The sequence below is a fragment of the Psychrobacter sp. UBA3068 genome (genome assembly GCF_002366815.1).
Classification (GTDB): domain Bacteria; phylum Pseudomonadota; class Gammaproteobacteria; order Pseudomonadales; family Moraxellaceae; genus Psychrobacter; species Psychrobacter namhaensis.
The window spans coordinates 38,363-54,404 of the sequence record NZ_DFBY01000021.1 but is presented as its reverse complement, the minus strand read 5'-3'; the positions used below and the strand labels follow the sequence as shown (position 1 = coordinate 54,404).

The 16,042-nt window shown below is 44.0% G+C and carries 17 protein-coding genes; 10 read left to right on the top strand and 7 right to left on the bottom strand.

Annotated features, from left to right (window positions below; all coding sequences use genetic code 11):
• On the top strand, window positions 1-453 hold a 453-nt coding region (locus tag B2P60_RS05155), incomplete at its 5' end, for a DUF4910 domain-containing protein (RefSeq protein ID WP_286739832.1).
• Window positions 454-545: 92 nt separating this feature from the next.
• Here B2P60_RS05155 and B2P60_RS05150 read toward each other — a convergent pair.
• From B2P60_RS05150 to gmk, 5 genes are all read right to left on the bottom strand, one after another.
• Entirely contained in the window at window positions 546-959 is a 414-nt protein-coding gene (locus tag B2P60_RS05150; RefSeq protein ID WP_286739831.1) for a MaoC family dehydratase, read from the bottom strand.
• A gap of 124 nt (window positions 960-1,083) precedes the next feature.
• A complete protein-coding gene (locus tag B2P60_RS05145) occupies window positions 1,084-1,467 on the bottom strand; it encodes a RidA family protein (RefSeq protein ID WP_286739830.1) in 384 nt (127 codons plus the stop codon).
• 200 nt (window positions 1,468-1,667) lie between these two features.
• Window positions 1,668-3,866 carry a RelA/SpoT family protein gene (locus B2P60_RS05140; protein ID WP_193004759.1) on the bottom strand — a complete coding sequence of 733 codons (2,199 nt, stop codon included), beginning with the start codon at window positions 3,864-3,866 and terminating at the stop codon, window positions 1,668-1,670.
• Window positions 3,867-4,259: 393 nt separating this feature from the next.
• Window positions 4,260-4,520 carry a DNA-directed RNA polymerase subunit omega gene (rpoZ, locus tag B2P60_RS05135; RefSeq protein ID WP_193004758.1) on the bottom strand — a complete coding sequence of 87 codons (261 nt, stop codon included), beginning with the start codon at window positions 4,518-4,520 and terminating at the stop codon, window positions 4,260-4,262.
• Between the two features lie 173 nt (window positions 4,521-4,693).
• Window positions 4,694-5,320 (bottom strand): guanylate kinase, encoded by a 627-nt coding sequence (gene gmk, locus B2P60_RS05130; protein ID WP_286739829.1) that lies wholly within the window; start codon window positions 5,318-5,320, stop codon window positions 4,694-4,696.
• Between the two features lie 332 nt (window positions 5,321-5,652).
• On the opposite strand from gmk, the gene ispH reads away from it, so the two are divergent.
• From ispH to B2P60_RS05085, 9 genes are all read left to right on the top strand, one after another.
• Window positions 5,653-6,609: a 4-hydroxy-3-methylbut-2-enyl diphosphate reductase gene (gene ispH / locus B2P60_RS05125; protein WP_286739828.1), complete on the top strand. Its 957-nt coding sequence runs from the start codon at window positions 5,653-5,655 to the stop codon at window positions 6,607-6,609.
• A gap of 552 nt (window positions 6,610-7,161) precedes the next feature.
• Entirely contained in the window at window positions 7,162-7,977 is an 816-nt protein-coding gene (locus B2P60_RS05120; RefSeq protein ID WP_193004755.1) for a thioesterase family protein, read from the top strand.
• Window positions 7,978-8,290: 313 nt separating this feature from the next.
• Window positions 8,291-10,252 (top strand): molecular chaperone HtpG, encoded by a 1,962-nt coding sequence (htpG, locus tag B2P60_RS05115; protein ID WP_286739827.1) that lies wholly within the window; start codon window positions 8,291-8,293, stop codon window positions 10,250-10,252.
• A gap of 321 nt (window positions 10,253-10,573) precedes the next feature.
• Window positions 10,574-12,055, top strand: coding sequence for a C13 family peptidase (locus B2P60_RS05110; RefSeq protein ID WP_193004753.1), 1,482 nt, complete (start codon window positions 10,574-10,576; stop codon window positions 12,053-12,055).
• 101 nt (window positions 12,056-12,156) lie between these two features.
• Entirely contained in the window at window positions 12,157-13,047 is an 891-nt protein-coding gene (gene fghA, locus B2P60_RS05105; RefSeq protein ID WP_286739826.1) for an S-formylglutathione hydrolase, read from the top strand.
• Window positions 13,048-13,208: 161 nt separating this feature from the next.
• The gene (rpe, locus tag B2P60_RS05100) at window positions 13,209-13,901 is read left to right on the top strand and encodes a ribulose-phosphate 3-epimerase (RefSeq protein ID WP_286739825.1); all 693 of its coding nucleotides are present in this window, start codon (window positions 13,209-13,211) and stop codon (window positions 13,899-13,901) included.
• Window positions 13,902-13,971: 70 nt separating this feature from the next.
• On the top strand, window positions 13,972-14,337 hold the full coding sequence (locus B2P60_RS05095; RefSeq protein ID WP_286739824.1) for a hypothetical protein: 366 nt from the start codon (window positions 13,972-13,974) through the stop codon (window positions 14,335-14,337).
• A gap of 82 nt (window positions 14,338-14,419) precedes the next feature.
• A complete protein-coding gene (locus B2P60_RS05090) occupies window positions 14,420-14,731 on the top strand; it encodes a hypothetical protein (RefSeq protein ID WP_286739823.1) in 312 nt (103 codons plus the stop codon).
• Between the two features lie 185 nt (window positions 14,732-14,916).
• Entirely contained in the window at window positions 14,917-15,228 is a 312-nt protein-coding gene (locus B2P60_RS05085; protein WP_193004748.1) for a hypothetical protein, read from the top strand.
• 128 nt (window positions 15,229-15,356) lie between these two features.
• Here B2P60_RS05085 and rpmG read toward each other — a convergent pair whose 3' ends face one another.
• Both rpmG and rpmB read right to left on the bottom strand, forming a co-directional pair.
• Window positions 15,357-15,512, bottom strand: coding sequence for a 50S ribosomal protein L33 (gene rpmG / locus B2P60_RS05080; protein ID WP_010201403.1), 156 nt, complete (start codon window positions 15,510-15,512; stop codon window positions 15,357-15,359).
• A 134-nt stretch (window positions 15,513-15,646) separates the two neighbouring features.
• Window positions 15,647-15,883 carry a 50S ribosomal protein L28 gene (gene rpmB / locus B2P60_RS05075; RefSeq protein ID WP_057761372.1) on the bottom strand — a complete coding sequence of 79 codons (237 nt, stop codon included), beginning with the start codon at window positions 15,881-15,883 and terminating at the stop codon, window positions 15,647-15,649.
• Window positions 15,884-16,042: the final 159 nt, after the last annotated feature.

Here is a 16,042-nt window from a genome sequence, read left to right as displayed (position 1 = left end):
ATTATGAATGTTCAACACGCCCTAGATAGACAAAGTGATGAAAGACAGTATTGTAGCAGTGGTATCGATCTACCTGTTTGCTCTGTTATGAGAACGAAGTATGGATGTTATCCTGAATATCATACGTCGTTAGATGATTTAGAGTTGGTAACACCGTCAGGTCTGCTTGGAGGTTACGAAGTATTGAAGCGTTCAATTGAGTGTCTTGAAAGCAATGAAACGCTTCGAACGGCAGTGCTTTGTGAACCGCAGCTTGGTAAAAGAGGACTGTACCCAACCATTAGCACCAAGGACAGCAGCTCAATAGTTAAAAACATGATGAACTTTTTAGCTTACTGTGATGGGTCTAATACCAATCTTGAAATCGCAGAGAAGATCAACGCGCCACTTTGGGAGCTTGACAAGATCATTAATGACCTAAAAGCTGAAAATCTACTTGAAGTGGTTCGGTAATCTCATCTAAAAATAAGACTTATTTTATAAAAGACAACTACTTAGATAGCCAAGCTACCTAAGTAGTTGTTTTGGCTATTTTGATTTCAATATCAAGGAAGGTAGATTTCAGCTTGACCACTTAGAACTTCTACTTCCTCTACAAAGCAACGTGTAGAAAAAAACACTCTTTTCCTTTCTGTATTAATACTAATTACCTCAATCTCAACAAATACAGTATCATTAATAAATACAGGTTTTTTATATTTAGTATCTTGTGCCACATAAATGGATCCTGGTCCAGGTAGTTTCATGGCAAACAAAGATGAAAAAAAACTTGAGACCATCGCACCATGGGCAACACGTTTTCCAAATGTACTATTCTTTGCGTAGTCGTCATCTAGATGAATGGGATTATAATCTTCTGATATTTGAGCAAACGCTTTTATTTTTTCACCAGTAATCAGATGTGAAGCATTTGCCTTCATACCAATAGAGATATTATCTAAATTTATGGTTTTGCTCATATGAATTCACCTAGTATAGTTTTTAAATAAACTGCAAAGATAAAGACCACTTATTTAAAGCCAAGATCTCATGAAAATATGATATTTAACTGATTAAAAATACCTAACCAACATATGTTATTTTTTAAGACTCAATATACAAGATAGACTCAATTTCGACCACACCGCCTTTAGGTAATGCGGCTACTTGGACGGCTGCACGAGCGGGATAAGGCTCGCTCAAATTGGCAACAAATACGTCATTTAAAGTCGCAAAATCATTCAAATCAGTCAAAGATACATTGAATTTAACGACATCATTTATGCTGCCACCAGCGGCTTCACAAATGGCCTTAATATTTTCAAAGACTTGCTTCGCTTGTGCCTCAAAGCCGTCTCTTAATTCCATGGTATCAGGATCGAAACCAAGCTGTCCTGAGATGTAGACGGTATTACCAACTTTTACCGCTTGTGAATAGGTGCCAACAGCCGCAGGTGCTTTATCTGTTTGAATGGTTTGACGAGTCATATCATATCCTTTTTTATATTTTTCTGGTTGGGCTTACAAGGCCGTATCAACCAATAAGTGATTATACAGTCTAAGTTTATTTGCTAGACAATCAATAAAACAATTTACTATTTTATCATTGTTTTGGGTTTTTCTAAAAATAGTCAATGATCTATTCAATGCTGTGTTGCATAGCCGTTGCTGCTAATCTACCCTCGTTACTACAGCTGATATAGTCGTATGATATTGGGAAAGCCGAGTAATGAGCGCAGCTCACGAATGCCTTGGGCTAAGTGATTACGACTACGCACAATGATGTGGATGATGGTGTCACTGTTACGGACATCAACTGTCTCGACCCCGATGTTTAACTGGCGTAGATGATAGATCACTTCAGTAATTTGTTCATCGCTTAGCGCAATAGACAGCTTTAGATAAGCGGGGAAGCGAATCTTTCCGGTATTTTTTATATCGTACTCGCCTGACTCACCTTGTTGTACGGCTTTGTCACTACGCCAGCGCAGCTGAATGACTTGATACGGGTTGTCTTTACGAATATCGTCCAGCGAGAAACATTTGTGCCGATGGACAACCAAACCATGGCGGGACAAATGACCAACGATAGGATCACCATAGATGGGATGACAGCAATTGGCAAAGTTAAGCTCCACTCCAGAAGCGTTAACTATCAGTTGCTGCGGTTGCGTCATATCATTACTGTGTTCTTGGGCTTGTAGATCATTGACTTCATCGCTAAATAGGCGGGTTACCACGAGTTGTGGTAGGAGCGTGCCTGAGCTTATTTGCTCAAATAGGGCATCTTTTTCTGTTAATCCACGCCATTCAGTGAGGTTTTTCCAGTCACTGTCTGTCAAGTCATCGAGACTTTTTTGGTAGGTTTTTAGGGCGCGGTCTAACGCTTGCTGGCCATGATGCTGCTTATCCGCAGCAGACAAATCTTTAAACCAACGCAAAATCTCTTCACGTGCTTTATTGGTCACTACAAACCCAAGCCACTCAGCTTTTGGTTCTGAGTGGCTATTTACTTCAATTTCAACCAATTGACCATTTTTTACTACTGTACCAAGCTTGGCAGGCTTGCCCTCGATATTGGCACCGACGGCCACGTTACCTACCATAGGTCCAACAGCGTAAGCGAAGTCTAGTGCGGTGGCCCCTTGTGGCAGCTCATAGGCACGGCCCTTGGGACTGTAACAGATGATTTTACTGGAGTGCAGATAGTCCATCAGCTCATTAATGGTAGAGACGGCCGCTGAAAAGTCAGGGCTGTTTTCATCCAAGCTGTCTTCATCGACCAAGTCTTTCATGTTACGCAGTGAGGCCTGAATGACCGATTGACTGATATCAGAAGCGTGCTCTGCGCCAATGACGCCAAGCCTTGCAGCGCTCTGCATTTGCTTGGTCAAAATAGTTACTTTTACCACATCGTTATCACGCTCATAAATCAAAGTAAGCGACTGACTACCGCCTGGTAGTGGCCTACGAATATTATCAGCAATGTGATTGTCATCAATTTGATACTTTTTAATCAAGTAATACGCCAGTTTGTCACAGGATTCGATATTGTCGAGGACAATCTCGAACGCATAATGACGAAGTAACGCATTAATCTCACCGCGATTGCGGAAAAACTGACGGTATATCACCACGCGATTGTCTAAGACTTTCACCAGACCATTCAGTCCCAAATTGGTGAGGACAATACTCAAATAACGATGAATGGCTTCTTTTTGGAAATTACGGCCAAGACCATGCTGCAGTAGCTTATCGGACAGCTTGTTATACATATCAGAGTTCAGATTGCGATAACAAAGCACTTCGATATAATCAGCAATGTCATTAAGCCCCATGAGCCGGGCAAAAGGCACATAAAAGTCCAAGGTTTCTTGGGCGGTGGTACGCTGTTTTTCGGGGCGTACCGCATCAAGCGTGGACATATTGTGTAATCGATCAGCAAGCTTGATAATCAACACGCGTGGATCCGCAAGGGTGGCTGTCAGAATCTTATGAAACGTGGCGGCTTTATTTTGTTGCTTATTGTGTGAGGAGGATTTTAGTTTGGTCACACCATCGACCAGCCTTGCCACGACGCTGCCATAGCGCTGCTCAAGCTGCTCATCACTTACCTCTGTGTCTTCGACCGTATCGTGCAAAATCGCCGCAATAATCGTGTCTCGATCTAGGCGAAACCCCGCCAGTATCTCAGCGACCGCAATCGGGTGCGTAATATAAGGCTCCCCTGATTTACGCTTGTCTTTAATGTGTGCAATATCACCGAACTCACACGCATCAATAATATCACGGCGTTCAGCGGCAGTGAGATAACCTACTGAACGCAGTAAATTGTACTGAGCGTCATCGACTAGATGATGACTGAGTTTGGGTAAGGTTTGACTCATAAAGTAACGATCCTATTTTCCATTACCTATTTGCCTGACTATTCATCAAGGTAAATATTCTATCAAGGTACATGGTGACTGAATGAATGCTGAATGATTAGAAAAAAGCTTAAGAAAGAAGAAAGCCAAAAAACGAGGAAGGCCACCCTCTAATTAATCGTAATTTGCATTCAATGTCAACTGCTAAGCGAGCAGGCACTGTAAAAATTTAGAAAATTTAACTTAGCGGTATATTTTGAAGGAGAAGTAGCGACTAAAACAGTCAAATCCATATCATTACCATTAAAAAACCACAGTCTATGCTGTGGTCTTTATCGTCACTAGGTAGTTTATCTTATAAAGCCGCCGTCTGCTTTATCGCTTTTATACCCCAGACGTTATAAAAGCAGTTTATTAAAAACTGTGATCGCCTGACAAGGCTAAATCCAATGAGCTGGTTGCAAAATGATGCTCTGGCTGATTTAGAATATCACGTGTGATTTTACCAGCAGCAATTTCACGTAATGCCAAGACAGTAGGCTTGTCATTATCGACATCAACCATTGGTTCAGCGATACCTTTGGCCAATTGACGGGCGCGCTTGCTTGCGACTAAAATCAGCTCAAAGCGATTATCAACGTTATCTAAACAATCTTCAATCGTCACTCGTGCCATAAATAGCTACCTCGGTTGTTTCTATCAGTCACGGACATGGCCCGCCACTTAACAAAAATAGTATCAAAAATGTAAAAAGGGATAGTTAAACATTATAGCATTTTTTGTGCAGTCGCGTAGTTGCTTTTTATGTCTTCTTTTTAGTGAACTGCCAACGATGATGAACGCTCAGCTTATTCTTCCGCTTTATTACTGAGCAAGTTAGTGATGGTGCGATGATAGCGCTGTTGTTGGCGCGTAAGGGTCTGTCTGTCCGCCACGATGATCGCTTTTAGCTCAGTCAAAGCGACTTCAAAATTGTCATTGATGATGACATAGTCGAAATGGACGTACTGCGCCATCTCAGTGACGGCACCCGCCAGACGTTGCTCGATGACTTCTAGTGTGTCCTGCGCACGCGCCGATAGACGTTGGCGCAAGGTTGCGATACTGGGTGGCAAAATAAAAATCATGGTCGCTTCAGTGAATATCTTTTTGACTTGCAGCGCTCCCTGCCAGTCAATCTCCAAAATCACATCAACCCCTGCTTCTAACTGGGCTCGAACGCTTTGTTCTGAGGTACCATAATAGTTACCAAACACCTCGGCATGTTCTAAAAACTGATTGTCACCAATGGCGCTTACAAAGGTATCTACGTCGGTAAAGTGATAATGCTGGCCATCAATCTCACCAGGACGCGGCGCGCGGGTGGTGTGCGAGACACTGACAGTCAAGTCATTGGTGGTGGCAAGCAGTTGTTTTACCAATGAAGTTTTGCCTGTACCAGAGGCGGCGGTAATAATAAATAGTGAACCTGTCATACAGTGTTTCCTAGTAAAGTGTGTCCTAATAAACGACTAAAAGATGTCTTGGTGAACGGCTAAGGGCTGGTAAAAATAAAAATCGCCATCATGATGATGAGAGAAATCAGTGTTGCTGTGTCATTATAAACTGCTTTTATGGCTTTTATTTTAATTAAAGCCACCTTGACCAACACCTTGTTAGGGTATTGTGCCCTCACATAGAACAGTGGTATTTTCAAAGGCAATAAAAGCAAATTATGCTAAAGTAGGCAGTGATTTCCTTCCAACTTTTGAATGGAAGCTTTTAAAAATAAGCTTTAACCATAAATTATCCAATGATAGGCCTCCTTATGCAAATTTATCTTGCCAATCCCCGTGGATTTTGTGCTGGTGTGGACCGCGCGATTGCGATTGTTAATGAAGCATTGACACGTTTTGAGCCACCCATTTATGTTCGTCATGAGGTGGTACATAATAAATTCGTCGTCTCTGACTTGGCCAATCGCGGCGCTGTCTTTGTTGAAGAGCTGCACGAAGTGCCAGACGGCTCTATCGTTATTTTTTCAGCCCATGGTGTCTCAAAAGCCGTCGAAGATGAGGCTGAGCGCCGTGATCTTACCGTCTTCGATGCCACTTGCCCGCTCGTCACTAAGGTGCATATCGAGGTCGCTAAGTTTGCTCAAGACGGTATGGACGCGGTGCTCATTGGTCACGCAGGACATCCCGAAGTAGAAGGCACCATGGGCCGCTTTAGTCGTCGCCATGGCGGTCAGATTCATCTGGTCGAAGACGTGAGTGATGTCGAAGCGTTGAGTGTACAAGATGCTGAGCGATTGGCGTTTGTCACCCAAACCACTTTATCAATGGATGACACGGCTCGCGTCATTGATGCGCTACGGGATAAATTTCCGAGTATTCAAGGCCCACGTAAAGACGATATTTGTTATGCCACCCAAAACCGCCAAGATGCGGTAAAAGATTTAGCCAGCCGCTGTGAGGTGGTCTTGGTGGTTGGCTCACCAAATTCTTCCAACTCTAATCGTCTACGTGAGTTAGCAGAGCGTATGGACTGTCGTGCTTATCTGATTGATAATGCTAATGAGATGGATCGTAGCTGGTTGGAAGGTGTGCAGAGTGTTGGGGTTACCGCGGGTGCATCAGCGCCTGAAGTACTGATTCAAGAGGTGCTACAGCGGTTGCAAGAGTGGGGTGGGGATTTGCCTAGCGAGCTGTCAGGTATCGAGGAAAATGTGACGTTTAGTCTACCTAAAGCCTTGCGTATCCCGGTCACCCAAGTTGGTCAATAGGTAAAAATCTGTCCACACATCAAAGCGCTTCACGGATGCGCCTTTATAAAAGTGTCTTATAAGTGTCACCTATTACAAGCCACCTACTATGGATAAAGTAGAATGAAAAAACAGAAAACCAGATTTGTATTGGCCAAAGCCACGCTTGATGAGGTCAACAGGCAATTGAAAATAAATATGTTGGTTATTGGCATGCTGGTAGTGATACTGGTCCTAAACACAGCGCACTTTATAAAAGACTACAGTCTTTTTTATGGGATACTCACTGCCATTATGGTTTTTTTATTGTTTATCATGATAAAGAGTCGCAAAATTCTTAACATGAGAAAACAAGCGCTGGCTAGATAGCCTGCAAGATGGTGCTAAAGTGTGAAGACTCTATGAGTAACCAACAAACTGACAAGTAAACTGAGTCTACAGTTATTGGGCAGAACGGGTGAAAAACCCTCTCTAATGATAAAAAATCATGGTGTTTTCTTATATAACGACTTCTGATAGCAGCCGTAAAGCACAGAATTGATGAGAGAGATTTGATAAAAATTAAGGACAGTCATGCCAGCTTATTATACTTTTATTAAACGCGAACAAAAAGAAGACGGCGTCAGCGTGACGCATTATCAACCAACCAAGCATGCCCAAGGCGCTTGGAACGAGCATGAGCAGCACATGGCGCCAGCGACAGGCTTGCTGACGGCTGAGCTAAACGACTATGCACCGCAAGCCAACATGCGTATTGCCCGTATTAGCCTTGATATTTTAGGGTTAATACCGCTCGATGACTTTACCATCACTACCCGCTGTATTCGCCCAGGCCGGACTATTGAGCTTATTGAAGCGGTAATGAGCAGTCGCGGCCGCGATGCGATCATCGCGCGTGCTTGGCGACTCATGACGCAAGACACCAGTGAGATCGCAGGGCTTGAAGACCAAAAGGCGATACATACACCAGATGATTTGCCAGTTTGGGATGGTATGAAAGGGTGGCCAGGTGGTTTTATTGAAAGTGTGCGTTTGGTGACGGATACTCAGCGTCGTCCGGGCCGCGGCATGGTATGGATAACCAACGACAATGAGATGGTGGAAGGTGAGCCCACCGAGGATTTGGTGCATTTATTGGGGATGGTTGATACGGCCAATGGTGTCGTGCCGCGACTGGGTCTTGGCCTGTCAAAGTTAGAGTGGATGTTTCCCAATACGGACTTACAAATCCATATGCATCGGGCGCCGCAAGGTCGCTGGCTGGGGATCGAGGCTGTGCAGCAATATGGAGATGATGGTATAGGATTGACCAGTGCCATACTGCATGATGTGCATGGGCCGTTTGGTCGCAGTGAGCAAATCCTGACCATTCGCCCGATACCTCGCTAAATGTGATGTGAGTATGATGGTTACTGAGACTGTGGAGGCGAGTGAGCTGACGCGTGCCTAACGCCTTAACATGCGCTTCTGTGCTAGTAGATTGTTTATACAATGACACCGCCTTAAAAAATTGGGGCGGTGTTTTTTATTGGACCAACATTTTAAGCTTGAAATTTTCTTCTGTGCCCCTATTAGTATAAACAGCTTAGCGGTGTTCAAAACGGAGATTCTCTACTGTTCTTTGAGCAAGTTGTTTGAGAAAATCCAGAGTGATGGCCGCTATCTTGTAATACGTTTTTCACATACATTAAAGGAGTTTTTTATGAGTGAGTCTGTTCAAGCTGATAGCCAAAACCCTGAACTAAAAAAGCATACTTTTGAAGCAGAGGTGGCACAGTTGCTGCATTTAGTGACGCATTCACTGTATTCAAATGCCGATATTTTTGTCCGTGAGTTGGTTTCTAACGCCTCTGATGCTTGCGACAAATTACGCTTTGAAGCCACCAATGACGACAGCCTTTATGAAGATGATGGTGAGCTGCGTATTCGTATCGCCGTTGATGAAGACGCTAAAACCATCACCTTTACCGATAATGGTATCGGGATGAATGAGACTGACGCCATCGAAAATTTAGGTACGATTGCTAAATCAGGTACCAAAGCATTTTTAGACAAATTGTCTGAATCACAAAAGCAGGACGGTCAATTAATTGGACAGTTCGGTGTGGGCTTCTATTCTGGTTTTATCGTCGCTGATACCATCAGTGTTGAATCACGTAAAGCGGGCGAGCCTGCCGATAAAGGCGTGCGCTGGGTATCAGATGGTACAGGTAGCTTTACCGTTGAGCCTATTACAAAAGAGACACGTGGCACCGCTATCACGTTGCATCTAAAAGAAGAATACTCTGATGGCGAAGATAGCTATCTCGACCGCGGCAAAATCAAGCGTTTGGTCAACAAGTACTCTGACCATATCAGCTTGCCGATTCAGATGCGTAAAGAAGTGTGGCAAGAAGACGTCGCCGATGACGCCGATGACGATACGCCAGCGGGCGGCGAGATGGTGCTGACGGATGAGTGGGAAACCATCAATAAAGCCAGTGCGCTATGGACACGTTCAGCGTCTGAGATTGAAGATGATGAGTATGTCGATTTTTATAAAAACATTACTTATAATATGGATGCGCCGCTTACTTGGACGCATAACCGTGTCGAGGGCCGCGTGCAGTATACGCAGTTGCTATATATCCCGAAAAAAGCCCCTGTCGATCTGTACACTCGTGAGCAGCAACATGGTCTCAAGCTGTACGTCAAACGTGTGTTTATCATGGACGAGGCTGAGCAGTTGCTACCGATGTATCTACGCTTTGTCAAAGGTGTCATTGATTCAGCAGACCTGCCATTAAACGTCAGCCGTGAGCTATTACAAGAGTCACGTGATGTAAAATCTATCCGTGATGGTAATGCGCGTCGTGTTCTCACTTTGTTAGCCAGCTTGGCCAACAGCGAAGACAGTGACAAACAAGAAAAATTTGCTCAGTTTTATAGCGAATTTGGTGATGTCATCAAAGAAGGTCTTGGCGAAGACATGGGCAACCAAGAGCGTATTGCCAAACTACTGCGTTATGCGACCAGCACGCAAGATGGCCTTGAGACCAGCTTTGAAGACTATAAAGGTCGTATGAAGGAGGGTCAAAAAGCCATCTATTACCTAACGGCTGATAACTTGGCCGCGGCAAAAAACAGCCCGCAACTTGAGCTGTTTAAGAAAAAAGGCATCGAGGTTATCTTGATGACCAGCCGTGTCGACGAATGGGCGATGAACTTCTTAACCCAGTTTGACGACACACCGTTACAGAACATCGCCAAAGGCGCCGTAGATTTGGGCGACTTGCAAGATGAAGCCGAAAAAGCGGAAGCAGAGAAAGCGCAAGAAACGTTAAAGCCGGTGGTTGATAAATTAAAAACAGCGCTAGGCGAGCGTGCCAAAGATGTTAAAGTGTCTACTCGTTTGGTCGACAGTCCAGCTTGCTTGGTCGTTGGTGAAGGCGAGCTATCCCCACAAATGATCCAAATGCTCAAGCAGATGGGGCAGGATGTGCCAGAGAGTAAGCCCACGCTTGAGGTCAATCCTGAGCATCCGTTAATCAAAAAGCTTGAAAGTAGCGAGCAATTTGATGATCTTGCGCAAGTTATCTTTGACCAAGCATTGCTAGCAGATGGCGGTCAATTAGAAGATCCAGCCGCTTATTTAAAACGCGTCAATGAGTTATTGATGAGATAGTATCTAGCATCTGATAAAAAAGGAGGTCTTATATATAGGGCCTCCTTTTTTTTATTTGTTTTTGCGCAAATTTAAGCAAATTTTACAAATCAGCCTTATCCTCTTGACCGACAATCCGTTACAATCGCGTTAGATTAGCGAGCTAAACTGTTAGATCATGCTAATCGTCATTTATAATCATTCCCTAGTGAATTAAAATATAAAATTGCTGTCTCCATGCTGCGCAAAAAAATGTCACTGATGACATTCAGCAGCTGTTACATCAAGGCACTTATATAGTTGCTCACTTTATTTTTCTCGACTGGCTAGAGGTCTAAGTCTTTGTCACTTGCGTCGTTAAAAACCGTATCGCTTCAGCGCTTTTCGCTTAATTTCGCTGCCAATATTATCGCAACCTTGTGGATGTTAGTCGGGTCTACACGTGCGTTTTCTTGGGTAAAACCTACCTTTATTCAGTTTGCTGTATTTGCACTGCTGGCATTAGGCAGTAACGTACTTTTTTCGTGGCTAGCGGCTGAAAACGGTAGCGTCTTTAATGAACAAGGGTTGGTCAGCTACTTAATTTGGCCGATGATTATTCTGTTAGGTGGTATCATTTTGGCACGGCGTGCGGGTAACCAAACGCTGGTTTTTGTGCCTGTGGTATTATGGTTGGTTGCTGATACATTATCAGCGTTACTACAGAGCCTAGTGCAACTTTTGGGCAGCTATGGTTGGCTACCCAACTGGAGTTATTCTTTTTTACCGATCCTATTTTTGGTGCTGTTTTTATGGCAGACATTAGCCTTACTATGGATTTTTTCTCGTCGCCTGCGCATACCTTGGTGGGAGCGCATAATCGTACTAATAGGCGCTGTCGCGCTCTTGACGATTTGGCAGCGAAATGTCGCAGACCAGCCGATATTTAAGCAGATTCCTGTAGAGCCAGTGTTAGAAGAAGCGGCATTGTATGAGCAGCCGCGTTTGCTACAGCAAGCGTTAAACAGCATTGATCCTAGTATCTCAGGTAAAACGGATTGGTATTTTATGGGTGTGGCTGGGTACGCTGATCAAAACGTTTTTCGTTCTGAAATTAACAAAGTACGAGAGTTGTTTGATGTGCGATTTGGCACCAGTGGGCATTCGCTCTCATTGATTAACAATACTTATAGTTGGCTAGATGAGCCGATAGCCACCAAGACCAGTATTCTACGTGGCTTAAAAAAAATTGGTCAGCAGATGAATGCTGATGAAGATGTGTTATTCCTAACCCTCTCTTCACATGGTAATCAAGACATCCTCCAACTGGCAAACCCGCCGCTGGCAATGGAAAATCTAGACGCAACGTGGTTACGTGAGGCGCTGGATGCGTCGGGTATTCGCTGGCGGGTCATCGTGGTATCCGCTTGTTACTCAGGTTCATTTATCGATGAGCTCGCCTCACCGACCACGGTGGTGATTACCGCATCAGCCGCTGACAAGGCATCGTTTGGCTGTACCAATAGCGCTGAGATGACCTATTTTGGGCAAGCTTTTTTTGCAGAAAGTCTGCGAGGCAATACCAGTTTTGAGTCTGCCTTTAAAGAGGCCCGTATCAGAGTTGATGAGCGTGAGCGCTCAATGGGGTTTGAGTCATCAGAGCCGCAAATGGTCATTGGTAGCCTCATGGAGACGGCACTGCCAGCATTCGAGCAGGTGTTATTTGATAAAACGCGACCACCAGTCGCTAGTATTATTAACCATAATAATTCTACCGCCATTAATATCGTACCTGACGGCACTTCCAATCAGCCCGTGGACAACACGGCAGCGAGCGCCCATTAATGCGGGCGCACTACGTGAGTGTTTGGAAGTATTAGTACGACCTTATCAGTACTTTTTATTAGTCATCGTATATTTTACTTTGGACAAAAGGAATATCACTCATGAACAGTTCTTACAAGCACAGTCTATCTGTCAATTCGCAGCTCACACAAAAGAGTGTGAACCGCTGCTTTGATGGTGAGCAACATTATTATAGTCATCAATCAACGTCTACCAAGACATCGATGACGTTTAGCATTTATCTACCAGATGAAGCGCTTGCTGGTCGCCGCTGCCCTGCGCTTCTATACTTATCAGGTCTTACTTGTAATGCGGACAATGTCACGCACAAAGCGCATTTTCAGCAAAAATGTAGCGAGCTTGGCATGATATTTATTGCGCCAGATACGTCTCCAAGAAGTAGTGACAATGATGCGGTGCCAAATGATGAGCGCTACTTTGTCGGTCAAGGAGCAAGCTATTATGTCGATGCGACGCAAGCTTCTTGGGCAGATAATTTTAATATGCAAAGCTATATCGTGGATGAGCTATATGACTTGCTACGCGCTGAGTTTCCTATTGATAGCATAGGTATTACAGGGCATTCGATGGGTGGTCATGGGGCATTGTTATTGGGCTTTAAATTTCCAGGAAAGTTTGTCAGCGTCTCCGCCTTATCGCCCGTTTGCGCGGCCAGTGAGTCAGCGTGGGGACAAGCAGCCTTTACAGAGTATTTCGGCGATGATAAATCACGATGGGCGCAAGCAGATGCGGCAAAGATGATTGAAAAAGTCGGGCAGCAGTACGCGAGTATCTTGGTCGACCAAGGCGCGGCTGATAATTTTTTGGCAGAAGGACAGTTGCAAACGCCTAAATTACAAGACGCTTGTGCAAAAGCCAAACAGCCTTTAACATTACGCTATCAGGCGGGTCATGACCATAGCTATTATTTTATTCAAACCGTGATAAACGATCATATCGAACATCATTGGCGTATGGCTCAGCTTAGCTAACCTTTGAAGTAGGCTGTGCCTGTGGTAAAACTTAATATAAACAGCGTTAGTGATGTGAGCGTGACGCGTCAGTATTGTAAAAGCTTAACAACACTTAAGCCGGTGGCAAGTTTTTTTAGTTTGTCAGTATTTTATATAAACATAAATTAGGTAGCTCCATTATGATCAGTTCTGCTAAACCCTATCTTATTGCACCCTCGATACTTTCAGCTGATTTTGCGCGCTTGGGCGAAGAAGTGGAAAAAGTACTAGAGTCAGGTGCCGATGTCATTCATTTCGATGTCATGGACAACCACTACGTGCCCAACTTAACTTTTGGCAGTATGATTTGCAAAGCGCTGCGTGATTATGGCGTTGATGCGCCAATCGATGTCCATCTGATGGTTTCACCAGTCGATAGTATGATTGAGCAGTTTTTGGAAGCAGGGGCGAGTATTATCACTTTCCATCCAGAAGCCAGCTCTCACATTGATCGCTCGCTTCAGCTTATCAAGGATGGTGGGGCTGAGTGTGGTTTGGTACTGAATCCAGCCACGCCGCTGCACTATCTAGACTATGTGATGGATAAAGTGGATCAGATCTTATTGATGAGCGTAAATCCTGGTTATGGTGGACAGTCCTTTATTGAAAGTACCTTAGACAAGGTGCGTCAGGTCCGTCAGCGTATCATCACCAGCGGTCGAGACATCAGATTAGAAGTCGATGGTGGTATCAAAGCCAGTAATATCCGGGCGATTGCTGAAGCGGGGGCTGACATGTTCGTCGCTGGCTCAGCGATATTTAACCAAGAAGACTATAAGGCTGCTATCGATGGCATGCGTGCAGAGCTGGCACTGGCTAATGGTAGTCATTAGCAGTAGCACCGGGTCATTAGTGTATAATGTTGAGACACGCCGATAACTTTATGCCATACGAAGGTGACTTATGGACACGCAAAAACCCGTCAATGACTCAGCAACCACTGAGCAAGTACCAACCAAAGCGCCTCAGACTCGCCAACGCAGTTTGGTGCCAAAAGGTATCACTATTGGCTTAGCGCTGTTTGCGCTTGTTCTGAGCCTAGCAGGTTACGGTTTTCGCTTAATGGTCGGCGATGATGTCGAGACCGTACTGCGACACGCTGCCGTCATCGTACCTACCTTTGTGATTGGCATTCCCCTGTTTTTTTGGCTGGGGTCGCGTGTGCTTAACAAAGTCCGCGGTATGCACATTGAAACTCGCAATGCATTGACCCTTGGCTGGCTAACAGCGTGTGTGTCGATGCTATGGTTGATGGGTACTTATAGTTAAGCGTCTGTCTTGATCTTGTCTACTGATTAAAAATTTTTACTCACCAATAAGTCATGCTGTATGTGCGTGACTGGACGCTAGTATGTCAAAAAAATTTACCAACATTACCGATACCATCTTTCCCAAAGACCTACCCAACATTTTGTTTATCGCGCTGATTATTGCCTGTTTACTCATGGGTTTGGCCTCGTTGCGGCACGGTACCGATTTACAAGGCTGGCTCAATGTCATTGAAAACTGGCTAATTATGCTGTTGATATTTCCTACTGCCACGGCCACCGTTGCATTACCGTTTAAATATCGAGATCCAACGTTAGAGTTAAAGCTTATGTACTACTTAGGCATGTTTGTTGCTTTGTTATTTACGATAGCAAAACTTCGTTACTGGCGTTAATTTTATGGGCTCACTCACATTTAAGTGTCCTTTATATAGAAGACTTATGTGACAGCCCTTGAATTTCAAGGTTGAAGCGTCCATTGTATGAGTAAGATATTTTTACCCGCGTTACTGTAAGATGATAGCTTTGCTACAGGATATGCTCTTTGCAAGTATGAGACGGGACAATAAGGAATACATGAATGCCATACGATATCGATAATGAGATAGAAGTAGAGACCGATAGTACTGACCAATTTGCAGGATTTGGAAGAGAGACCACGCTCGAGTTGGTAGAAGCCGAGGATGGGCGACTGCTGTTACGTGATGCCGAACAAGATGAAGCACCGCTGATGACCATTGATTTTTCTGAAAAACTCAAAGAGCTGCTAGGTAGCGATACCCAAGCGATTGGTCAGCACATGATTCATGCAGCGATTCAGGTCATTATGCAAAAGCAGATGAGCCAATGGCATGCGCATGTTTATGATAAAGAGCCAACACACTATAGTTAATTTTTGATTGGTGTGGCTTCTAAATGGTTTTGTGAGTCACTAACCAACTAAATTTATGACCAAAAAAAGGGTTTATCTATTGATAAACCCTTTTTTATGTTCAAATAAAGCGTGTTTAAAAACAGCCGTTATTTGATTTTAGCTTCTTTAAAGATCACATGCTGGCGTACTTTTGGATCAAATTTTTTGATTTCCATTTTGCCAGGCATAGTGCGCTTGTTTTTAGTAGTGGTGTAGTAATACCCAGTACCAGCTGTTGATACTAATTTAATTTTATCTCTCATGATAGCTTTCCTGTAAATGAGGGGTCTTCAAACGATAGGTATGGGTCTAAAGTATTAAATTGCCACATAAGATGTAGCAGAAAAGCAGCTTAAAGGACGAAAATTATCGTTGCCAGTAAGCTGCCTGTCTTTACTTAAACTTTTTGACCTTGTGCGCGTAGATCTGCTAACACTTTATCAATACCAAGTTTGTCAATAATGCGCATACCTTTGGTAGACACACGTAGACGGACAAAACGATTTTCAGACTCTACCCAAAAACGATGGTTGTGTAGGTTTGGTAGAAAGCGACGACGGGTTTTGTTGTTTGCGTGCGAAACATTATTACCCACCATAGGGCGCTTTCCAGTCACTTGGCAAACTCGAGACATGGCGAACTCCTAATCTATGAGGTATGAGGTTTTCTCATACCAGTCTGGGCAAGTTGCACGTTTTTGCGGCATGGACACAGCAAGCGGCAGCTTTGCACCAAACAAAACTATATGAAGGTTGAGCTGGTTTTGCTGTTATCTAAAGGCAAATAACAGGCT